This window comes from Streptomyces sp. NPDC028910 (assembly GCF_055564955.1).
This window is the reverse complement of sequence record NZ_JBVHVF010000033.1, coordinates 17,055-37,868: the sequence shown is the minus strand read 5'-3', so window position 1 is coordinate 37,868 and position 20,814 is coordinate 17,055. Positions and strand designations below refer to the sequence as shown.

Here is a 20,814-nt window from a genome sequence, read left to right as displayed (position 1 = left end):
CCACGCTTGCGCGGCACCGCTCAACCCCCCGCAATGCACCACCTATGAGGAGGACCCGTCACATGCCCGTGATGCGTCACACCCGCCGGAAGATCGCCGGCATCAGCGCGACCGCGGTCGTCGCCCTCGCGCTCGGCGCGGCCGCCGCGCTCCCCGCCTCCGCCGCCGACATCGGCGTACAGGGCGTGATCCAGAACGCCGGAGCCGAAGGATCCGTCCCCGGCAGCTACATCGTGACCCTGAACGACTCCGCCGCCCGCTCGACCGCCCCGAGCGGCAAGGCCGTCGCCAAGCGTTACGGCGCGAAGATCGACCGGACCTACAGCGCCGCCCTCAACGGCTACTCCATCGAGGTCTCCGAGGCGCAGGCCAGGAAGCTCGCCGCCGACCCGGCGGTCAAGTCGGTCGTGCAGAATCGTATCTTCAAGGTCAACGCCACCCAGCCCAACCCGCCGTCGTGGGGCCTGGACCGCGTAGACCAGCGCGCGCTCCCGCTCAACCAGAGCTACACGTACCCGGACAAGGCCGGCGAGGGCGTCACGGCGTACGTCATCGACACCGGTGTCCGCATCACGCACCAGGACTTCGGCGGCCGCGCCTCCTACGGCTACGACGCCATCGACAACGACAACACCGCCCAGGACGGCCACGGCCACGGCACGCACGTCGCCGGCACCGTCGGCGGCGGAGCGTACGGCGTGGCCAAGAAGGCCAAGATCGTCGGCGTCCGCGTGCTCGACAACAGCGGCTCCGGTACGACGGCCCAGGTCGTCGCGGGCATCGACTGGGTCACCGCGAACGCCGTCAAGCCGGCCGTGGCCAACATGTCGCTCGGCGGCGGCGCGGACTCCGCGCTCGACGCCGCCGTCCGCAACTCCATAGCCTCCGGCATCACTTACGCCGTGGCCGCGGGCAACGAGTCCACCAACGCCTCCACCAAGTCCCCGGCGCGCGTCACCGAGGCCATCACGGTCGGTGCGACCACCAGCTCCGACGCGAAGGCGAGCTACTCCAACTACGGCACCGTCCTGGACATCTTCGCTCCGGGCTCCTCCATCACCTCCACGTGGGGTACGGGAGACACCGCCACCAACACCATCAGCGGTACCTCCATGGCCTCGCCGCACGTCGCGGGCGCGGCCGCCGTCTACCTCTCGCAGAACCCGGCCAGCACCCCGGCCCAGGTGGCCACGGCCCTGGTGAACTCCTCCACCCCGAACGTGGTGACCAGCCCCGGCACCGGCTCCCCGAACCGCCTGCTCTACGTCGGCGGCGGGACCACCCCGCCGAACCCGGGCACCCGCTTCGAGAACCTGAACGACTACGCGATCAACGACAACTCCACCGTCGAGTCGCCGGTCACCGTCAGCGGGATCTCGGGCAACGCCCCGGCCACCCTGAGCGTGCCGGTCGACATCAAGCACACGTACATCGGTGACCTGAAGGTCGACCTCATCGCCCCCGACGGCACCGTCTACGTCCTGCACAACCGCAGCGGCGGCAGCGCGGACAACATCATCAGGACCTTCACGGTCAACGCTTCCGCCGAGGTCGCCAACGGCGTGTGGAAGCTCCGCGTGAACGACAACGCGAACATCGACACCGGGAAGATCGACTCCTGGGCGCTCCAGTTCTGAGGGCTGGACTGAGCGCAGCGGCTGAGCCGCGATGAACAGGCGGGGGCGACCGGAGTCACGGTCGCCCCCGCTGCGTACTATTCGCGCATTCGTTCGCGCCCTCCGCGGGTGCGCCCCGTGCTGCCCCTGCGATGGAGTCCGACCCCGTGAGCACCCCGCCGAGTCCTCCGCCCGGACCGGGCCACTCCTGGCCCCCGCCGTCCCCGCAGCAGGCCTGGGGGCCGCCGCCCGGCTACGGGCAGCCGCCGCCGCTCAACGGCTTCGCGCTCGCCTCGCTCCTCTCCGGACTGCTGTGCTTCCCGCCGCTCGGCATCGCCTTCGGCATCGCGGCCCTCGTGCAGATCGCGAAGAGGCGGGACCGGGGCAAGGCCCTCGCGATCGTGGGCCTGGTGGTGTCCGTGGTGATGACCGGCGCGGTGGTCCTGACCGCGGAGCGGGTCGTGACGGCGGTCGGCGAACGGTTCGAGGCGCGGGGCCAGTTGCCCGACCTCGACGTCGAGGGCGAGCTCACGGACATCGACGAACTGCGTACGGGTGACTGCTTCAACGTCCCGGGCGGGGACCTGATGGACGAGCGGCCCCTCATGTACAAGGTCGACTGCGCGCAGGTGCACCACGGTGAGGTCACCGCGTCGAAACTGCTGAACACCGTGGACGCCCCGGAGTCGAGCGAGGCGGACCGTGCCTCCGAGGACGCCTGCTGGAAGGCCCAGGACGAGTACGCGATGGACACCTGGGCGCTGCCCGACTACGCGGAGATGTTCTACTACGCGCCCTCGCGCCAGTCCTGGCGGCAGGGGGACCGGCTGCTGTTGTGCGTGATCGGCACGACCGACGAGGACCGGCGGGGCAGCCTGCGCCAGGACTCCGGAATGCTGAAGCCCGAACAGTCCGCCTTCCTGCGGGCCGCCAACGCCGTCGAGTTCGTCATGAGCCGGCCCCCCGAGGAGGACGTCGAGGACGCGCTGGCGACGCATCAGGCGTGGGCGCGCGAGGTGTACGCGGCGCTGGGCGAGGAGGCGAAGGTGCTCCAGGGCGACAAGGCCCGGCCCGGGATGGAGAAGGCCGTCCAGGCGCAGCTCAAGGAGATCGAGGCGGCCCGCGCGGCGTGGCAGCGTGCCGCGCAGGCGAAGACGGCGGCGGACTTCGACAAGCAGTGGGACCGGGCCGTGGGCGCGATGTCCATGGAGACGGAGAAGGCGCTGCGCGGCGCGTACGGGCTTTCGACGGTGATTCCGCAGTGGCTGGAGGAGGGCCAGGGGGACTCGGGCGACTCGGGGGACCCGGACGGCGGGCCCGGGCCGGTGCCCTCGTCCGAGTCGGTGTGACGTCGCCGGGGTAACGCGGGGTAACGGGTTTGAGTGACCTGGCTTCATCACTTCGGGTGAAACTCTGGCCCTTGCTTGCGGTATTCAACCGTCGGTTGCCAGGGTGTAGCTGTCTGTCAACCTGATGGGAGTGGCCAGTGACTTTCGGTGAGCAGCCGGCCTATCTGCGCGTGGCCGGGGATCTGCGACGGAAGATCGTCGACGGTTCTCTGCCCCCGCACGCCCGGCTCCCCTCTCAGGCCCGCATCCGCGAGGAGTACGGGGTCTCCGACACCGTGGCTCTGGAGGCGCGCAAGGTCCTCATGGCGGAGGGGCTGGTCGAGGGCCGGTCCGGATCCGGTACGTACGTACGGGAACAGCCGGTCCCGCGGCGGGTCGCCCGCTCCGGCTACCGCACGGGCGGCGCGTCGACGCCGTTCCGGCAGGAGCAGGCGGATTCGGGTGCGCGCGGCACGTGGGAGTCGAGCAGCGAGCAGGCGGGGGCGCCCGCCGAGATCGCGAAGCGGCTCGGCATCGAGCCGGGCGAGCGGGTGATGCGGACGCGGTACGTCTTCCGTGACGCGGGGGAGGCGATGATGCTGTCGACCTCGTGGGAGCCGCTCGCCGTGACCGGCCGGACCCCGGTGATGCTGCCGGAGGAGGGGCCGCTGGGCGGGTCCGGGGTGGTCGACCGGATGGCCGCGATCGACGTCGTCGTGGACAACGTGGTGGAGGAGGTCGGCGCGCGGCCGGGCCTGGCGGAGGAGTTGCTGCTGCTGGGCGGGGTTCCGGGGCACGTGGTGCTGGTGATCGGCCGTACCTACTACGCCTCGGGGCGCGCCGTGGAAACGGCCGACGTGGTGGTTCCGGCGGACCGGTACCGCCTGGCGTACCACCTCCCGGTGAGGTAGACGGGCCCCGCCGGTGCGGCCCGGCCGCCGGTGCGGCACGCCCGCCGGGGATCCGGAGTGTGCCGTCTGCGGCGCCGCCGCTGGGGCTCCGCCCCGGACCCCGCGCCTCAAACGCCGGCGGGGCTGAAAGATCGGGGCTCCGCCCCGGACCCCGCGCCTCAAACGCCGGCGGGGCTGGGTTGTGCCGGCGGGGCTGGGGGTGCGGCTGGATACGGCGGGTTTCGGCGGGATGGTGATCGACTGGACCGGCTCGATCCTTGTAAACGTTGGCCGGGTCCGACCGGTCCTCCTGTTGTGCCCGTCCGGTCGGGGGTGATCGGTTCCTCCGCCGTGCGCTCGACGCGACCTGCGGGGATGGCCGCCGCATGGTCCCCTCGACGCCCTTCGTGCGCCCCCTCCGAACCGGCGCGCACGGCTCACTCGTACGCATGGCCGGATGCGTACGCCTGCTAGGTACCTCTTCGTGAAAAACCGTATCCGCTGCGTAAAGGTCGGGCGTAAGCTCGGGCATATGCGCAATGCGGTTTCCCGGGCAGGTACGTCGGCGGAGGGTGAAACGCGATGAACGACAGCGGTGCCCTGCTCCCGTGGCTGGTCATACGTCAGGACGACAACGGCAACCGCTACCGGGTGGGCCGCTATCCCACCCGGGCCGAGGCCCAGAAGGTCGTGGACAGCCTCGACGACCGAGGACACAAGCAGCTCTACTGGGTCGAGCGGATCGGCCAGACCGCCACGATGAACTGAGCGTTAGGCTCCGCCCATGACGGTACGAGTGGTCGTGGGCGGAGCCCTTTGTCATGAGGGGCGCCTGCTGGCCGCCCGCCGCAGCGCACCGCCGGAGCTCGCCGGGCGCTGGGAGCTGCCGGGCGGGAAGGCCGAACCGGGTGAGTCCGTCCCCGAGGCGCTGGTGCGCGAACTGCGCGAGGAGCTCGGCGTGGAGACCGAGCCGCTGGAGCGGATCCCGGGGGAGTGGCCGCTGAAGCCCGGTCTCGTCCTGCACGTGTGGACCGCCCGGTTGCTCTCCGGAATGCCCGCTCCGCTGGAGGACCACGACGAGTTGCGCTGGCTCCGGCCGGAGGAACTGGAGTCGGTGGACTGGCTGGACCAGGACCGGCCCGCGGTCGCGGAAGCCGGACGCCGGCTGCGCCTCGACGCGGGCGCCCGCGACGGCGGGGGCGCGTGACGCTCGCACGGTAGGCCGTCTGCGCCACAGTGCGCCGGTGGGTGAGGGATCGAGTGGTACGACGCCTCGAATATCGGGTATGTCGCTATTAATCCCTCTCTCGTCCCCCTTTCGTCCCAGACGAACCGGACTGGGGTCGCTGCTGGCCCGGGAAGTGATCGGCGTGATCGACACAGACGGTGAGTGCGCCGAGTGGGCCTTCCCCGCCGAGCCCGGTGCCGTCCGTACCGCACGTCACGCCGTGCGCGGCACCCTGCGCGCCTGGGGCCTGGAGGCCGTCGGCGATGTGACCGTCCTGCTGGTCAGCGAGCTCGTCACCAACTCCCTGCGGTACGCCTCCGGCCCCATCGGTGTCCGCCTGGAACGGCGGAATCCAGCCGCCGACAGCCCCGCGAGCGGCCCCGCCCTGCTCGTGGAGGTTTCCGATCCGCTTCCGGATCCGCCCCGGGCGCGGGTCGCGAACCCGGACGACGAGGGGGGCCGCGGACTGCACCTCGTCGCCGTCTCCTCGCAACGCTGGGGGACCCGCCACGGGAAGTCGGGCAAGACTGTGTGGTTCGAGTTGGCTCTTCCCGGTGAGTAACAAGGTGAACGGTGGCGGGGGACCTCCCGACGGCACCTCCCGGCGGCGGCCGGAGGGGGTGTCCGGGGGAGATCACGTGACATGGCTCGAAATCATCGAGACCGTGCTGTGATCGTGGACGCCGTGCCGTCCGGGGCCGTGTTGCTGAATACTGCGGTAATGGCCGGTCCGGTTGCGGTGAGCTGGAGGGGACGGTCGCGTGAGCGAGATACCTGCGCAGGCACATCAGACCCGTGTGCCTCGCGAGACATGGCACGACGCCCTGTGGCACAGCAGTCCGCCTGGCTCGATATATGACTACATAAAGGTCGCTTCCTTCTCGATCGGGCCCGATGGGTTCATCGACCAATGGAGTCTGCGCGCCGAGGAACTGTTCGGACTGACGGCCGCCCAGGCCGTCGGCCGCGATCCGGTCGACGCGTTCATGCCGCCCGAGCTGCGCCCCGAAGCGCACCGCAAGGTCGCCGAGATCCTCGACGGCAAGGAGTGGACGGGCCTGATCCCCTTCCGCGTCCCGGGCGGGGACGGCGCGCACGGCGTGGCCGAGATCTATGTGATGCCCACCCAGACCGAAACCGCCGAACGGGCCGCGCTGTGCGTCGTCGTCGACGTACGCGCGCTGCGGCGGATCGAATCCGACCTCGCGGCCTCACAAGCCATATTCGGCCAATCTCCCTTCGGCTTCCTGCTCTTCGGTACGGACCTCACCGTGCAGCGGGCCAACCGCCGGTTCGCCACCGTCTTCGGGGGCGCCGCCGAGGAGCACCGGGGCCGGACCGTGCACGACTACCTGCCGGCGCAGGAGGCCGACCGGATGGCCGAGGCCCTGCGCCGGGTGCTGGACACCGGCGATTCGGTCACCGACCTCCGGATCACCGGCGCCGCCCCCGGCAGCCGGGAGAAGCGGCACTGGTCCATCAACCTCTACCGCGTACACGGCGGCACCGGCCGCCCCATCGGCGTCGCCGGCATCGGCACCGACGTCACCCGCCGCCACCTCGCCGCCCGCGAGGCCGCCGGGGTCCGGCGCAATCTCGCCCTGCTCAACGAGGCCGGGCACCGCATCGGGAACTCCCTCGACCTGGAGACCACCGCCCGGGAGCTCCTCGACGTCACCGTCCCGGGCTTCTGCGACCTGGCCGCCGTCGACCTCTACCAGGGGCTGCTGCTCGGCGACGACGACCGCCCCGCCCGCCCGCAGGGGCCGGGCGTCCCCAGCCTGCCCGGCCAGGGCCCGGCGCGCACGCCCTCCGCCGCGCTGCGCCGGGTGGCCTTCGCCTCCGCCGTCTCGGACGCCCCGCTGTCCGGTCCGGGCGCGCTGGTCTCCGTAGGAGACGTCCACCGGTACCCGGCGGCGTCGCCGGGCGCGCTCGCCCTGCGCACGGCGCGGCCGCGGCTGATCGAGGGCGGCGGACCGGAAGACCTCGTGCAGTCCACGCTGGTCGTCCCGATGGTCGCCCACGACACGGTGGTCGGGCTCGCGCAGTTCTCCCGTACGAAGGGCAGCGAGCCCTTCGGCGAACGCGACCGGGCGGTGGCCGTGGAACTGGCCGCGCGGGCCGCCGTCTGCATCGACAACGCGCGGCTCTACCGGCGCGAGCACGAGCGGGCGCTGATACTGCAGCGCAGCCTGCTGCCGCCGGGCGACCCCGAGGCGGCGGGCCTGGACATCGCCTGCCGGTACCTGCCGGGGAACGCGGCGACGGAGGTCGGCGGGGACTGGTTCGACGTCATCGAGCTGCCCGGGCACCGCACGGCGCTGGTCGTCGGCGACGTCATGGGGCGCGGGCTGCGGGCCGCCGTCGCGATGGGGGAACTGCGCACCGCCGTACGCACCCTCGCGCTGCTCGACCTCGAACCGGCGGAGGTGCTCACCGCGCTGGACGAGATCGCCCGGGGGCTCGGGTCCCCCGGCGGCTCCCAGCAGGCCTCGCGGGCCGCCCTGCACTCGCGGGACGCGGACCGCTCGGAGGTGTACCTCGCCACCTGTGTCTACGCGGTCTACGACCCGGTGACGCGGCGCTGCACGATCGCCAACGCGGGCCACATGCCGCCGGTGCTGGTGTCGCCGCCCTCGGACGACGAGCCCGAGGAGGAACGGGGGCCGACGCCGGCACTGCTGCTGGAGGTACCGCCCGGTCTGCCGCTGGGGGTGGGCGGCGAACCGTTCGAGGAGGTCGAGGTCGAACTGCCCGAGGGCGCCCTGCTGGCCCTCTACACCGACGGGCTCGTGGAGTCCCGGGACCATCCGCTGGAGGAGGGGCTGCGCGGCCTGCGCGAGGCCCTCGCGGACCCGGTCCGTCCGCTGGAGGACGTCTGCGACCACGTACTGAACACGCTCGACACCCGGCACGGGGAGGACGACATCGCCCTGCTGATGGCACGGGTGCAGGGGCTGCCGGTGGACGCGGTGGGGGACTGGCAGCTGCCGCGCGAAGCCCGGTCGGTGGGGCGGGCGCGGGAACTGGCCCGGGCGAAGCTCCCGGCGTGGGGCCTGGAGGGCCTGCTCGACACCACCGAGCTGCTGGTCAGCGAGCTCGTCACCAACGCCCTGCGGTACGGGGAGGGGGAGATCCGGCTGCGGCTGCTGCTCGACCGGACACTGGTGTGCGAGGTGTGGGACGCGAACCTCGTGCAGCCGAGGCGCAGGCGGGCCCGTGACACCGACGAGGGCGGGCGGGGACTGCAGCTGGTGGGCCTGCTGTCCGCGGGCTGGGGCACCCGCCGCACCCACCGCGGCAAGACGGTCTGGTTCGAGCTGCCGCTCCCCGGTGCGGCGTCTGAGGCCGTCTCCGAACTGTCGGCGGAACAACTCCTGGGCATGTACGGCTGACCGCCGCTGCCGGGGCTCCGCCCCAGACCCCGCGCCTCAAACGCCGGCGAGGCTGGAAAAACCAGCCCCGCCGGCGTTTGAGGCGCGGGCGCGGAGCGCCGTGTAGTGAGCCACGCCCGGCGAGCGCGCAGCGGCACATCCGCCCACCTCCCCGGAGGGGTCAGGCGGCGCGGCCTTGCTTGAGCGCAGCGAGCCTGGCCTCGATCTCGCTCTGCTTGCCCAGGTCCTCCAGGGACTCGAACTGCGCGTCCAGGGAGGACGCGGCCAGTTCCTGCTTGCCCAGCGCCATCGCCTCCTGCCGCCGCACCTTCTCCTCGAAGCGCGACAGCTCGCTCGTCGGGTCCATCACGTCGATCTTCTTCACCGCGTCCAGCATCGTGTTCTGCGCCTGTGCGGTCCTCGCGCGGGCCACCAGTTCGTCGCGCTTCGCCTGGAGTTCCGTCAGCTTGTTCCGCATCGACTCCAGGCCCGACGTGAGCCTGCCCACGACCTCCCGCTGGGCGGCGATCACCGGCTCCGCCGTCTTCGCCTCCTTCTCCGACTGGATCTGCCGGCCCAGAGCCACCTTCGCCAGGTTGTCGAACTTGTCCGCGTCCGCCGCGGAACCCGCCGACCGCAGCTCGTCCGCCTTCTTGCTCGCGGCGAGCGCCTTGTCGCCCCACTCGCCGGCCGTCCCCACGTCCTCCTTGTGGTCCGCCTCCAGCAGCCGGAGGTTCCCGATCGTCGTCGCGACGGCCTGCTCCGCCTCGGAGATGTTGTTCGTGTAGTCGCGGATCAGCTGGTCCAGCATCTTCTGCGGGTCCTCCGCCTGGTCCAGCAGCGCGTTGATGTTGGCCTTGGCGAGCTGGGTGACGCGGCCGAGGATGGTCTGCTTGCTCATGGCGCTCTCTCCTGGTGAGGGATGGTCCGTGCCGTTCAGAAGCGGCCGCCGCCGCCCATCCGGCCGCGGGTCCCGCCGCCGCCGAAGGAGCCGGGGCCGCTGCCCCCCGAACCGCCGCCCCCGAAGCCTCCGCCGCCCCGCAGGATCTCGCCGAGGATGATCCCGCCGAGCACGGCGCCGCCCTGGCCGCCGCCGGCCCGCCGGCCCGCGTACGGGTCCTGGAACGCCCGTACGTCCTGCTCCGCCAGCTGCTGCGCCTGCCGCGCCAGCGCGTCCGCCTGCTGGGCCTCCACCAGCGCGCCCGCCGGGTCGGCCGTCGCCAGGGACACCGCCCGCTCCAGGTGCCGGCCCGCCTCCGCCAGCCGGGTACGGGCCTGGCTGCCCACCGCGCCGCGCGTGGTGGTGACGTAGTCCGTCGCCGCGCCGATCGCGCTGTGCGCCGAGAGCATCGCCTGGTCGAGCAGGGCCACCGCCCGCTGCCGGCCCGATTCGCGCTCCCGCGCCCCGGAGAGGGCCGCGTCGAGGGCGGCGTCGGCCTCCTCGACGCGGCGCAGGGCGTCGATCGGGTCGTACCGGCCGGCGGCCTTCGCCTGCCGTACGTCGGCCAGTACGGCCTGCGCCCGGCTGATGCGCCCGCGCAGGTCCGCCGTCGAGGTGCCCTCCGCGGTGCCGGTCAGCAGTCCGCGGGCGTCCGCGAGGTCGGTCTCCGTCTCGGTCAGCGCGCCCGGCAGCTTCCCGGCCGCCTGCGCCAGCTCCTGCGCCCGCCGCTCGACCGCGTCCACGAGGGTCGCCGCCTGGTCCACCGCGCCCTCGGCGGCCCGTACGTGCACGGCCGCCGTGCCGTTCTCGCCGGCGTCGAGGGCCGCGCGGGCCTGGCCCAGGTTGGTCGTCGCGAACAGCAGCCGGTCCTCGGCCTGTTCGGGGTGGGAGGCGACGGGAGCGGACGCGGAGTCCGCGTACCGCCGCACCAGCGCGGTCAGGGTCGCCTCGGCGGTGGTGGTGCGCCCGGTCAGGGCCCGGAAGTGCTGCTCCACGGTCGCCAGTGCCTGGGGGGCGTTCTTCTCCAGGTCCCGCAGCCGGTCGAAGTCCGCCGACTCGGCGTCGAGCCGCCGGTTCGCCTCGGTGCAGCGGGCGACGATCTCGTCCAGCATCCGGCGCCGGGTCGCGTCGTCCTCCGGGTAGGCGTCGTCGAGCTGCTGGCGCAGCCGGAAGGCGTGCGTCAGCTCACCCTTGGCGTACTCCACCGCCTCGGTGAAGGGGCGGATCGCCCCCTCGCCGAACTGGGCGAAGGCGAAGCCCAGTTCCTCGGTGCTGGTGCGGACGGCGTCGTCGGTCTGCACGAGCAGGGCCGCGGCCTTGCCGTCCAGTTCGGCGAGCGGGAGCCGGTCGGGCGCCCCTTCGGGCCAGCCCGGCCCGGTCTTCGCCGCACGTCCGCCGCCGGAGACCCAGCGCTTGCGGCGGCTGTACGCGTAGGCGGCGAGCGCCCCGGCCGCGCCGACCGCGACCACCGGGAGCACGAAGTCCCCGGCCCCGCTCTCGCCGCTCGCCCGGCCGCCGGGATCGGCCTGGCCCGGGGTGATGGCCGGCGCGGGGACGGGCCGCCCGCCGAGCACGGCGTCGTATCCGTTGGCCGCGCCGATCGCGGCGCCCGCCCAGTCGTTCTGCTTCAGGGCCGGCTCGATGGCGGTCCGCGCGACCTCGGCCAGCTGCTGCTCGGTGAAACCGGAGTCGACGGCGGCCGAATAGGCGTACTGCCGGGTGCCGGTCGCGACGGCCAGCAGCAGGTCGTTCTGGCCCAGGCCGTTCTTCTCCGCGGTGGCGTCGGCCCAGCTCTGGGAGGAGCGCCCGGAGAAGTCACGGACGTAGGCCACGAAGAGCTGGATCCTCCGGCCGGCGTACAGCTTGTCGAGCGCGGCGGTGACGGCGGCCTGCCGGTCGCCCAGCGCCCCGACCCGGTCGGTGATCTGGCCCTGCTCGGACAGGGTCACGGGATCGTCGGCTCGAGCGGACGGAGCCCCGGCCGCGCCCCAGCCACCGAGCGCCAGCAGCCCGGCGGCCAGGGCGAGCCCGGCCCGTACGAATATCCTGCTGCGCGGCCTGCTTCTCGGCGGATTCACATTTGGGAGATTATGGGCGGTTTCCGCCCGGCGCACCCGGAGCCGCCGCCGAGGTCCCCGCCCGCACGGACTACTCCGGGCCGGAACGGCGCCGGATCCGGCTGCCCAGCCAGACCAGCGGGTCGTACTTGCGGTCCACCGCCCGCTCCTTCAGCGGGATCAGCGCGTTGTCGGTGATCTTGATGCCCTCGGGGCAGACCTCCGTACAGCACTTGGTGATGTTGCAGTAACCGAGCCCGTGCTCCTCCTGCGCGGTGCGCTTGCGGTCCAGGCCCGCCTCCCCCGCCGCGTCCAGGGGGTGCATGTCCAGCTCCGCCACCCGCATCAGGAAGCGCGGACCGGCGAAGGCGCTCTTGTTCTCCTCGTGATCACGCACCACATGACACGTGTCCTGGCACAGGAAGCACTCGATGCACTTGCGGAACTCCTGCGAGCGCTCCACGTCGATCTGCTGCATCCGGTACGCGCCCGGCGCCACGCCCTCCGGAGGCACGAAGGACGGGACCTCCCGCGCCTTCTGATAGTTGAAGGACACGTCCGTCACCAGGTCGCGGACGACGGGGAAGGCGCGCAGCGGGGTGACCGTGATCGTCTCGGACCGCTCGAAGGTGGACATGCGCGTCATGCACATCAGCCGCGGCCGGCCGTTGACCTCCGCGCTGCACGAGCCGCACTTGCCCGCCTTGCAGTTCCAGCGCACCGCGAGGTCGGAGGCCTGGGTGGCCTGGAGCCGGTGGACGATGTCCAGGACCACCTCCCCGTCGTGCACCTCGACGGTGAAGTCCCGCAGTTCCCCGCCCTCCGCGTCGCCCCGCCAGATCCGGAAGCTCGCGTCGTACGTACTCATTCGTACAGCTCCTCTTCGGCGAGGTACTTGACCAGCTCTTCCTTCTCGAACAGCGCGAGCAGGTCGGGGCGGATGGGGTCCGTGCGGGTGCGGTCCAGGGCGATCCGGGCTCCGTCGCCCCTGTCCCCCGGGGGCGGATCCACCAGGCGGCACAGCAGGTTCACCGGGCGCCAGTCGCGCTCCATCGCCGGGCAGTCCTCGCGGGTGTGCCCGCCCCGGCTCTCGGTGCGCTCCAGGGCCGCGCGGGCCACGCACTCGCTGACCAGCAGCATGTTCCGCAGGTCCAGCGCCAGGTGCCAGCCCGGGTTGAACTGCCGGTGCCCCTCGACACCGGCCCGGGAGGCCCGCAGGCGCAGGGTCGCGAGCCTCTCCAGCGCCTCGGACATCTCGCCCGCCCGCCGGATGATGCCGACGAGGTCGTTCATGGTCGTCTGGAGTTCCTGGTGCAGGGTGTACGGGTTCTCCGCGCCCTCGGCGGCGTGGAAGGGGGCCAGCGCCTCCGCGGCGGCCGCGTCGATCTCCGACTGGGCCACTTCCGGGCGCGCGCCGGTCCCCGAGGCGTACTGCGCCGCGTACAGTCCGGCCCGGCGGCCGAAGACCAGCAGGTCGGAGAGGGAGTTCCCGCCGAGCCGGTTCGAGCCGTGCATCCCGCCCGCGACCTCGCCCGCCGCGAACAGCCCCGGCACGCCGACGGTGGCCGCGGTATCGGAGTCGACCGCGATCCCGCCCATCACGTAGTGGCAGGTCGGACCCACCTCCATCGGCTCCGCCGTGATGTCCACGTCCGCCAGCTCCTTGAACTGGTGGTACATCGACGGCAGCCGGCGCTTGATCTTCTCGGCCGGCATCCGGGTGGACACGTCGAGGAAGACCCCGCCGTGCGGGGAGCCCCGGCCGGCCTTCACCTCGGAGTTGATGGCCCGCGCCACCTCGTCGCGCGGCAGCAGTTCGGGCGGGCGCCGGTTGCGGTCGGGGTCCTCGTACCAGCGGTCGCCCTCCTCCTCCGACTCGGCGTACTTCTCCTTGAAGACGTCGGGGATGTAGTCGAACATGAACCGCTTGCCCTCGGAGTTGCGCAGCACCCCGCCGTCGCCGCGCACGGACTCGGTGACGAGGATGCCCTTGACCGACGGGGGCCAGACCATGCCCGTCGGATGGAACTGCACGAACTCCATGTTCAGCAGGGGCGCGCCCGCGAGCAGGGCCAGCGCGTGGCCGTCGCCCGTGTACTCCCACGAGTTCGACGTGGTCTTGAAGGACTTGCCGATGCCGCCCGTGGCGAGGACGACCGCCGGGGCCTCCAGCACGAAGAAGCGGCCGGACTCGCGCTCGTAGCAGAAGGCCCCCGAGACCCTCTCCCCGTCCTTCGGACTGCGATCCTTCAAAACCCTGGTGACCGTGCACTCCTGGAAGACCTTGAGCCGGGCCTCGTAGTCCCCGTACTCCTTGAAGTCCTCCTGCTGGAGGGCGACGATCTTCTGCTGGAGGGTGCGGATCAGCTCCAGGCCGGTGCGGTCACCGACGTGCGCGAGGCGCGGGTACTCGTGGCCGCCGAAGTTGCGCTGGGAGATCCTCCCGTCGGGCGTCCGGTCGAAGAGCGCGCCCCAGGTCTCCAGCTCCCAGACCCGGTCCGGGGCCTCCTTCGCGTGGAGTTCCGCCATCCGCCACTGGTTGAGGAACTTCCCTCCGCGCATGGTGTCGCGGAAGTGCACCTGCCAGTTGTCGCCCTCGTTGACGTTGCCCATGGAGGCGGCGATCCCGCCCTCCGCCATCACCGTGTGGGCCTTGCCGAAGAGGGACTTGCAGATCACGGCCGTACGGGCGCCGCGCTCGCGGGCCTCGATCGCGGCCCGCAGCCCGGCGCCGCCCGCGCCGACCACGACCACGTCCCACTGCTGCCGTTCCACTTGAGCCATCTCAGAAGATCCTCGGGTCGGTGAAGGCGCCGCTGGCCAGCAGGTACACGTAGAAGTCACACAGGGCCACGCTGATCAGGGAGGTCCACGCCAGCAGCATGTGGCGGTCGTTGAGCCGGCTGACCCAGCCCCAGAGGCGGTAGCGCACCGGGTGCTTGGAGAAGTGCTTGAGCCGGCCGCCCATGATGTGGCGGCAGGAGTGGCAGGACAGGGTGTAGGCCCAGATCAGCGCGATGTTGACCAGGAACAGCAGCGTCCCGAGGCCCATGTGGCCCCACTCGTAGTGCTCGTCGCGGAAGGTCAGCACGGTGTCGTACGTGAGGATGCCGGCGACCGGGACGGCCGCGTAGAAGAAGTACCGGTGCAGGTTCTGGAAGATCAGCGGGAAGCGGGTCTCGCCGGTGTACTTCGCGTGCGGCTCGGCGACGGCGCAGGCGGGCGGCGAGGCCCAGAAGCCGCGGTAGTACGCCTTGCGGTAGTAGTAGCAGGTCAGGCGGAAGCCGAGCGGGAAGACCAGGATCAGGAGGGCGGGGGACAGGCCCCACCAGCTGCCGAAGAGGTCCCAGTTGGGGCCGGCGCGCATCTCCTGGCAGTTCTCCGCGAGACACGGGGAGTAGAAGGGGGAAACGTACGGGGCCGCGTAGTAGTCGGCGTTCGCGAAGGCCCGCCACGTCGAGTAGACGATGAATGCGAGCAGCCCGGCCGCGGTGCCGGCGGGGGCCAGCCACCACCGGTCGGTGCGCAGGTGCCGGGCCGCGATCGCGGCCCGCGAGGCGTCGTGGACGCCGCCGGGCCGCTGCCGGGGCCGGTTGGAGGGTGGCAAGTCCGTGCCTGTGGCCAAAGGGGACTCCGGGAGGAGTGAGGAGGGGTGGCCCAGGAGACCCGGCCGCGGGCGGCCGGGTCAGATGGGAGGCGAAGGGTACGGCCGGCGGGATCAGGGCGCGTGGCGGTCGCGCGCGCCCAGGCCCTCGTCGTCCGTGTCCGTCCACAGCGCGTTGTCGTACGGCGTGTCCGGGATGGTCACCATCCGCGACGGGTCCGGCGCGGGCGGAGGGCCGCCCGTCGACTTCTGGCGCGCGGCCTGCTGCTCCAGCCGCTCGACCTTGCGCGTCAGCTCGTCCAGGTTGCGCCGTACGGCATTCAGATCGTCTTGCAGGGACATGATGATTTGCCCTCACTTCCGCCATGCTGCGGTGGCAACGCTCATGTGCGCCTGCGAGTGTCGCCCTTCACGTCCCCCCTTGTGAAGGGACGTGCAGCGATTGCGGGCGCGCAGGCGTGAACTGTGCGCCCCTCCCTGCCCCCCATTCTCATCCCTCTCCCGAGGGAACGCCTCTCCGCCGCGCAAGGGGGATTGGTCCGCACGGGTGGGGTTCGCGGCGTGGCGAGAGGCGGCTGCGAAGGGTGCGGCGGACCGTCGATTTCAGTGGGTTCCGGCAACCGGTGTGATCAGCTCCAAATACCGCCGAAAGTGATCATGCTTCCCCCCGCCCCGGAGGTACCACCCATGTCCCAGAGAAGGCGCAGGTCCTTGGCGCTCCTGACCTCGGGAGTCCTCGCACTGCCGCTGCTCGCGGGCTGCGGCGCGGGTGACGACGAGGGCGGCCCGGCCGCAGCAGGGCAGGACATCGCCGCGACCGCCCGCGACAAGGTCGCGGACGGCGGTGTGCTGCGCTGGGCGGTGGACACCCTCCCGGACACCCTGAACACCTTCCAGGCCGACGCCGACGCCACCACGACCCGGATCGCCGGGGCCGTGCTGCCGCAGCTGTTCGTACTGGACGACAAGGGGCGGCCGGTGGCCAATCCCGACTACCTGGAGAAGGCCGACGTCGTCGAGCGGGAGCCCAAGCAGGTCGTCCTTTACAAGCTGAACCAGCAGGCGGTGTGGAGCGACGGACGCGAGATCGGCGCCGCCGACTTCGTGGCGCAGTGGCGGGCCCTGAACGGCAAGGACTCGGCGTACTGGACGGCGCGCAACGCCGGCTACGACCGGATCGAGAAGATCGAGAAGGGCAAGACCGACCTGGAGGTCAAGGTCACCTTCGCCAAGCCGTACGCCGACTGGCGCTCCCTCTTCTCCCCGCTCTACCCCAAGCAGGTCACGGGCACCCCGGACGCCTTCAACGAGGGCGCCCGCGGCACGTTGAAGGTCACCGCGGGCCCCTTCTCCCTCGGGGCGATCGACAAGAAGAACGGCACCGCGGCCCTGACCCGCAACCCGCGCTGGTGGGGCAGTCCGGCCAAGCTGGACACGCTGGTCCTGACGGCGGTCCCGCGGGCCGAGCGTCCGTCGGCGCTGGCCGCGGGAAAGATCGATCTGGCGGAGATCGACCGTGCCGGGGCCGACCGGATCGCACTGGCCCGCCGGGAGGCCTCCAAGAAGGGCGGCGCGGGCTCGGGCGGGGCCCCCGCCCACGGCCCCGGGGCCTCGATGACCGCGGCGCAGGCCACGCTGTCGTGGGCGATCGCCTTCGGGGCGGACGAGGAGAAGGCCGCGGCGGAACGGGAGAGCCGCGAGAAGCACCTCGCCTCCGTGCAGCGGTACGCCGACGAGCAGGCGGCCCTGCGGACCTTCGTCGTCCGCAAGTCCCTGGAGCCGGCCTACACGCAGCTCGCGATGAACGGGGCCTCCGGCCCGCTGGCGGACGAGCGGGTGCGCCGGGCGGTGGCCCGGGCGCTGGACCGCAAGGCGCTCGCCGAGATCGTGCTGAAGCCGCTCGGCCTGCCCGCGAAGCCCGTCGGCAGCCATGTGGCGCTGGCCGGGCAGCGGGCGTACGCCGACAACAGCGGCGCCCTCGGCGGCCAGGACACCCAGGCGGCCCAGGCCCTCCTCGCGGACGCGGGCTGGCGCCGGGGCGGCAAGATCACCGAGCCGGCGGGCGCCAAGGCCGGCGCGGAGAACGCGGAGCAGGACGACGCGAAGACCCCGTCGGGCCCGGGCACCGGAAACGACGGCCTCTACATCGTGGGGCAGGACGACGAGGCAAACGGCGATCTGCGGTCGGCGACCGCGCACCGTCAGCAAGCCCGTCCGGCGGGCAGGCCCGCCGCGCCCGGTGACCACGGGGGTACGCACGGCGGCCTCCCCGCCCCCGACGGCGAGATCGTCGACGCGGACGCCTTCGCCCCGGGCCGTACGCAGGCCCGCCCCTCCCCGCAGGACCGGCCCTCCCCGGTCCTGGCCCCCGCTCCCTTCGGGGCCCAGCAGGAGGCCTCCCTCCTCGCCCAGGCCGCCCGCGTCGGGGCCCTCGACGACGCCAAGCGCAGCCCGGCCCGGGACGGCGCCGCGGCCGACACGGCCTCTCCGGCTCCGGCCCCGGCCAAGCAGGCCGCCCGTACCTCCGGCGCCATGCTCGCCAAGGACGGCAAGCCGCTCACCCTGCGCTTCGTCCTCCCGGCCGGCCCCGGCTCGGAGTCCCTGCGCACGGTCGGCGAGCGGATCGCCCAGATGCTGCGCAAGGTCGGCGTGAACACCGAGACGACCAAGGTGGCCGACGACAGCTTCTTCAAGGACCACATCGCCTCGGGCCAGTACGACCTGGCCCTCTACTCCTGGCCCGCGACCGCCTACCCGGCCACCGACGCCCGGCCCATCTTCGCCAAGCCCGAGCCGGCCGCGGACGGCTCGCTCCTCGTCGAACAGAACTACACCCGGGTCGGCACCGACCACATCGACCAGCTCTTCGACCAGGCGCTCGGCGAGCTGGACGAGGAGCAGGCCCGTGAGCTGATGCGCAAGGCGGACGCCCGGATCTGGGCCGCCGCCGGCTCCATCCCGCTCTACCAGCGCCCGGAGCTGGTGGCCGCCAAGCCGGCCCTGGCCAATGCCGGCGCCTTCGGCCTCGGCACGCCCCGCTACCAGGACATCGGCTGGAAGAAGCCGCCGACCGCCAGGAACAAGGGGAAGTAGCAGGGGCAGGAGGAGAAGCGGGGGAGAAGAAGCCGGGGCGAAGAAGTGGTGACAAAGGGGTGCCTGTCAGGTTGATCGACCGGCGGCAAGCTCAGATGTGACTCAAGTCCCTTGCCCGCCGGATCCGCGGCGGGCAAGGTCGTGCCGTACCCGTTGACCCGCGTGTTTTCCAGCAGGAACGGCGGCCGAGGCACCCCTCTCCACACTCGGTCGCACTCATACGTCCGGCCTCTTGACAGACCCCGCGGCATGCGGTTCCCGCTGCGCGACGTACCATGGGGTAAGGCCGTGGCAGGTTTTCGCCCGGTCGAGGCGCGCGTGCCGGACCGTACGCGACGCCATCCACGATCCCGGGAGAAGCGCCGAAGTGCCCACGCGCCACGACATCCGTAACGTCGCCATCGTCGCCCACGTCGACCATGGCAAGACGACCATCGTCGATGCCATGCTCAAGCAGGCCGGTGCCTTCGCCGCCCACCAGCACCTCGACGACCGCATGATGGACTCGAACGACCTGGAGCGTGAGAAGGGCATCACGATCCTCGCCAAGAACACGGCGGTGAAGTATCACCCCAAGGACGGCGGGGCCCCGATCACGATCAACATCATCGACACCCCCGGCCACGCCGACTTCGGTGGTGAGGTCGAGCGCGGTCTGTCGATGGTGGACGCCGTCGTCCTGCTGGTGGACGCCTCCGAGGGTCCGCTGCCCCAGACCCGCTTCGTCCTGCGCAAGGCCCTGCAGGCGAAGATGCCGGTCATCCTCTGCATCAACAAGACCGACCGCCCGGACTCCCGGATCGACGACGTCGTCAACGAGACGTACGACCTCTTCCTGGACCTGGACGCCACCGAGGAGCAGATCGAGTTCCCGATCGTCTACGCCTGTGGCCGTGACGGCATCGCCTCGCTGACCAAGCCGGAGGACGGCACCGTCCCCGCGGACAGCGACAGCCTGGAGCCCTTCTTCTCCACCATCCTGGCGCACGTCCCCGCCCCGGTGTACGACGAGGAGGCCCCGCTCCAGGCCCACGTCACCAACCTGGACGCGGACAACTTCCTCGGCCGCATCGCGCTGCTCCGCGTCGAGCAGGGCGAGCTGCGCAAGGGCCAGACCGTCGCGTGGATCAAGCGTGACGGCACCATGTCGAACGTCCGCATCACCGAGCTGATGATGACCGAGGCGCTCACCCGCAAGCCGGCCGAGGTGGCGGGCCCGGGTGACATCTGCGCGGTCGCCGGTATCCCCGACATCATGATCGGCGAGACCCTGGCCGACCCGGAGAACCCGATCGCGCTGCCGCTGATCTCGGTGGACGAGCCGGCGATCTCGATGACCATCGGTACGAACACCTCGCCGCTGGTCGGCCGCGGCGGCACGGGCAAGGGCGCGGACGCCAAGTCCGCGGTCAAGGACCGCAAGGTCACCGCGCGCCAGGTCAAGGACCGTCTGGACCGCGAGCTGGTCGGTAACGTCTCGCTGCGCGTCCTCGACACCGAGCGTCCCGACGCCTGGGAGGTCCAGGGCCGTGGTGAGCTCGCGCTCGCCATCCTGGTCGAGCAGATGCGCCGCGAGGGCTTCGAGCTGACCATCGGCAAGCCGCAGGTGGTCACGCAGGAGATCGACGGCAAGATCCACGAGCCGGTCGAGCGCATGACGATCGACGTCCCCGAGGAGCACATGGGCGCGGTCACGCAGCTCATGGGCATCCGCAAGGGCCGCATGGACAACATGTCGAACCACGGCTCCGGCTGGGTCCGCATGGAGTTCGTCGTCCCGTCCCGCGGTCTCATCGGCTTCCGTACGGAGTTCCTGACGAACACCCGCGGTACCGGTATCGCCCACTCCATCCACGAGGGCCACGAGCCGTGGTTCGGCCCGCTGGTCACCCGTAACAACGGTTCGCTGGTCGCGGACCGCGCGGGTGCGGTCACGCCGTTCGCGATGATCAACCTGCAGGAGCGCGGCGTCCTGTTCGTCGACCCCGGCACCGAGGTGTACGAGGGCATGATCGTCGGTGAGAACTCGCGCTCCGACGACATGGACGTGAACATCACCAAGGAGAAGAAGCTCACCAACATGCGTGCGGCTTCCGCGGACAACACCGAGAACGTGGTGCCGCCCCGCAAGCTCTCCCTGGAGCAGTCCCTGGAGTTCTGCCGCGACGACGAGTGCGTCGAGGTGACCCCGGAGGCCGTCCGCATCCGCAAGGTCGTCCTGGACCAGAAGGAGCGCTCGCGCACCGCGTCGCGCGCCAAGTCCGCCAAGTAGGACCGGCCTTGGGGCCGCCCGTCCCGGATTTGCTCGGGCGGCGGCCTTGATGGTCGCAGTCGGCCGAAGCCGGCCGCATTGCCGTTACAAACGCAGCAGCCCCTCTCGTCACGGAGTCCGTGACAGGAGGGGCTGTTCGCTTTTGTCAAGCGGATTTTTGCGTTCTAGTGTCCGCATACCGACCGTGACACTCCGGAAGATGAGCTAACCGTCCGTTTCGCACGTGTCTGTCTCCTATCCGTTTGTCCGGATTTCGGGTTTCTGGCGCGGATCGATGTTGTGAAACCGAGACCACTCAAGTGTGGTTTACGGCCTGACCGTCCCTGAGGATGGCTCCATTGAGCTCGGGTCAATGGGTCACGCGCTGTGGGGAGCGCGCCGACTCACGAGCACACTATGGGCATCGATTCGC

15 protein-coding genes are annotated in these 20,814 nt (G+C 71.6%); 9 read left to right on the top strand and 6 right to left on the bottom strand.

Annotated elements, in window-relative coordinates:
* Positions 1-62: 62 nt before the first annotated feature.
* The 7 genes from ACZ4TV_RS29665 to ACZ4TV_RS29635 all read left to right on the top strand — a co-directional run bounded on the left by ACZ4TV_RS29665 (position 63) and on the right by ACZ4TV_RS29635 (position 8,457).
* Positions 63-1,637: a S8 family peptidase gene (locus ACZ4TV_RS29665; protein WP_468138175.1), complete on the top strand. Its 1,575-nt coding sequence runs from the start codon at positions 63-65 to the stop codon at positions 1,635-1,637.
* Between the two features lie 146 nt (positions 1,638-1,783).
* Complete coding sequence (locus tag ACZ4TV_RS29660) at positions 1,784-2,965, top strand: DUF4190 domain-containing protein (protein WP_468138174.1); 1,182 nt, start codon at positions 1,784-1,786, stop codon at positions 2,963-2,965.
* Between the two features lie 137 nt (positions 2,966-3,102).
* Positions 3,103-3,855 (top strand): GntR family transcriptional regulator, encoded by a 753-nt coding sequence (locus ACZ4TV_RS29655; RefSeq protein ID WP_468138173.1) that lies wholly within the window; start codon positions 3,103-3,105, stop codon positions 3,853-3,855.
* Between the two features lie 561 nt (positions 3,856-4,416).
* Entirely contained in the window at positions 4,417-4,602 is a 186-nt protein-coding gene (locus ACZ4TV_RS29650) for an SPOR domain-containing protein (protein WP_031144291.1), read from the top strand.
* 16 nt (positions 4,603-4,618) lie between these two features.
* Entirely contained in the window at positions 4,619-5,041 is a 423-nt protein-coding gene (locus ACZ4TV_RS29645; protein WP_468138171.1) for a (deoxy)nucleoside triphosphate pyrophosphohydrolase, read from the top strand.
* A 154-nt stretch (positions 5,042-5,195) separates the two neighbouring features.
* Complete coding sequence (locus ACZ4TV_RS29640) at positions 5,196-5,624, top strand: ATP-binding protein (protein ID WP_468138170.1); 429 nt, start codon at positions 5,196-5,198, stop codon at positions 5,622-5,624.
* Between the two features lie 208 nt (positions 5,625-5,832).
* Positions 5,833-8,457 (top strand): SpoIIE family protein phosphatase, encoded by a 2,625-nt coding sequence (locus tag ACZ4TV_RS29635; RefSeq protein ID WP_468138237.1) that lies wholly within the window; start codon positions 5,833-5,835, stop codon positions 8,455-8,457.
* Between the two features lie 160 nt (positions 8,458-8,617).
* Here ACZ4TV_RS29635 and ACZ4TV_RS29630 read toward each other — a convergent pair whose 3' ends face one another.
* The 6 genes from ACZ4TV_RS29630 to ACZ4TV_RS29605 form a co-directional block, all read right to left on the bottom strand.
* The gene (locus ACZ4TV_RS29630) at positions 8,618-9,337 is read right to left on the bottom strand and encodes a PspA/IM30 family protein (RefSeq protein WP_468138169.1); all 720 of its coding nucleotides are present in this window, start codon (positions 9,335-9,337) and stop codon (positions 8,618-8,620) included.
* Positions 9,338-9,372: 35 nt separating this feature from the next.
* Positions 9,373-11,454 (bottom strand): TPM domain-containing protein, encoded by a 2,082-nt coding sequence (locus ACZ4TV_RS29625; protein WP_468138168.1) that lies wholly within the window; start codon positions 11,452-11,454, stop codon positions 9,373-9,375.
* A 70-nt stretch (positions 11,455-11,524) separates the two neighbouring features.
* On the bottom strand, positions 11,525-12,301 hold the full coding sequence (locus tag ACZ4TV_RS29620) for a succinate dehydrogenase/fumarate reductase iron-sulfur subunit (protein ID WP_468138167.1): 777 nt from the start codon (positions 12,299-12,301) through the stop codon (positions 11,525-11,527).
* A complete protein-coding gene (locus ACZ4TV_RS29615) occupies positions 12,298-14,217 on the bottom strand; it encodes a fumarate reductase/succinate dehydrogenase flavoprotein subunit (protein WP_468138166.1) in 1,920 nt (639 codons plus the stop codon). The genes ACZ4TV_RS29620 and ACZ4TV_RS29615 overlap by 4 nt, the downstream gene beginning before the upstream one ends.
* A gap of 1 nt (position 14,218) precedes the next feature.
* Complete coding sequence (locus ACZ4TV_RS29610) at positions 14,219-15,058, bottom strand: hypothetical protein (RefSeq protein ID WP_468138164.1); 840 nt, start codon at positions 15,056-15,058, stop codon at positions 14,219-14,221.
* A 93-nt stretch (positions 15,059-15,151) separates the two neighbouring features.
* Positions 15,152-15,379 carry a hypothetical protein gene (locus tag ACZ4TV_RS29605; protein WP_468138163.1) on the bottom strand — a complete coding sequence of 76 codons (228 nt, stop codon included), beginning with the start codon at positions 15,377-15,379 and terminating at the stop codon, positions 15,152-15,154.
* A 345-nt stretch (positions 15,380-15,724) separates the two neighbouring features.
* Here ACZ4TV_RS29605 and ACZ4TV_RS29600 point away from each other — a divergent pair, with 345 nt between their 5' ends.
* Both ACZ4TV_RS29600 and typA read left to right on the top strand, forming a co-directional pair.
* The gene (locus ACZ4TV_RS29600; RefSeq protein WP_468138162.1) at positions 15,725-18,130 is read left to right on the top strand and encodes an ABC transporter family substrate-binding protein; all 2,406 of its coding nucleotides are present in this window, start codon (positions 15,725-15,727) and stop codon (positions 18,128-18,130) included.
* Between the two features lie 367 nt (positions 18,131-18,497).
* The gene (gene typA, locus ACZ4TV_RS29595) at positions 18,498-20,402 is read left to right on the top strand and encodes a translational GTPase TypA (RefSeq protein WP_468138161.1); all 1,905 of its coding nucleotides are present in this window, start codon (positions 18,498-18,500) and stop codon (positions 20,400-20,402) included.
* Positions 20,403-20,814: the final 412 nt, after the last annotated feature.

Coding starts and splice junctions, on each gene's coding strand:
- ACZ4TV_RS29665 (WP_468138175.1), top strand. CDS start 63: ATGCCCGTGATGCGTCACACCCGCCGGAAGATCGCCGGCATCAGCGCG.
- ACZ4TV_RS29650 (WP_031144291.1), top strand. CDS start 4,417: ATGAACGACAGCGGTGCCCTGCTCCCGTGGCTGGTCATACGTCAGGAC.
- ACZ4TV_RS29645 (WP_468138171.1), top strand. CDS start 4,619: ATGACGGTACGAGTGGTCGTGGGCGGAGCCCTTTGTCATGAGGGGCGC.
- ACZ4TV_RS29630 (WP_468138169.1), bottom strand. CDS start 9,337: ATGAGCAAGCAGACCATCCTCGGCCGCGTCACCCAGCTCGCCAAGGCC.
- ACZ4TV_RS29620 (WP_468138167.1), bottom strand. CDS start 12,301: ATGAGTACGTACGACGCGAGCTTCCGGATCTGGCGGGGCGACGCGGAG.
- ACZ4TV_RS29615 (WP_468138166.1), bottom strand. CDS start 14,217: ATGGCTCAAGTGGAACGGCAGCAGTGGGACGTGGTCGTGGTCGGCGCG.
- ACZ4TV_RS29605 (WP_468138163.1), bottom strand. CDS start 15,379: ATGTCCCTGCAAGACGATCTGAATGCCGTACGGCGCAACCTGGACGAG.
- ACZ4TV_RS29600 (WP_468138162.1), top strand. CDS start 15,725: ATGTCCCAGAGAAGGCGCAGGTCCTTGGCGCTCCTGACCTCGGGAGTC.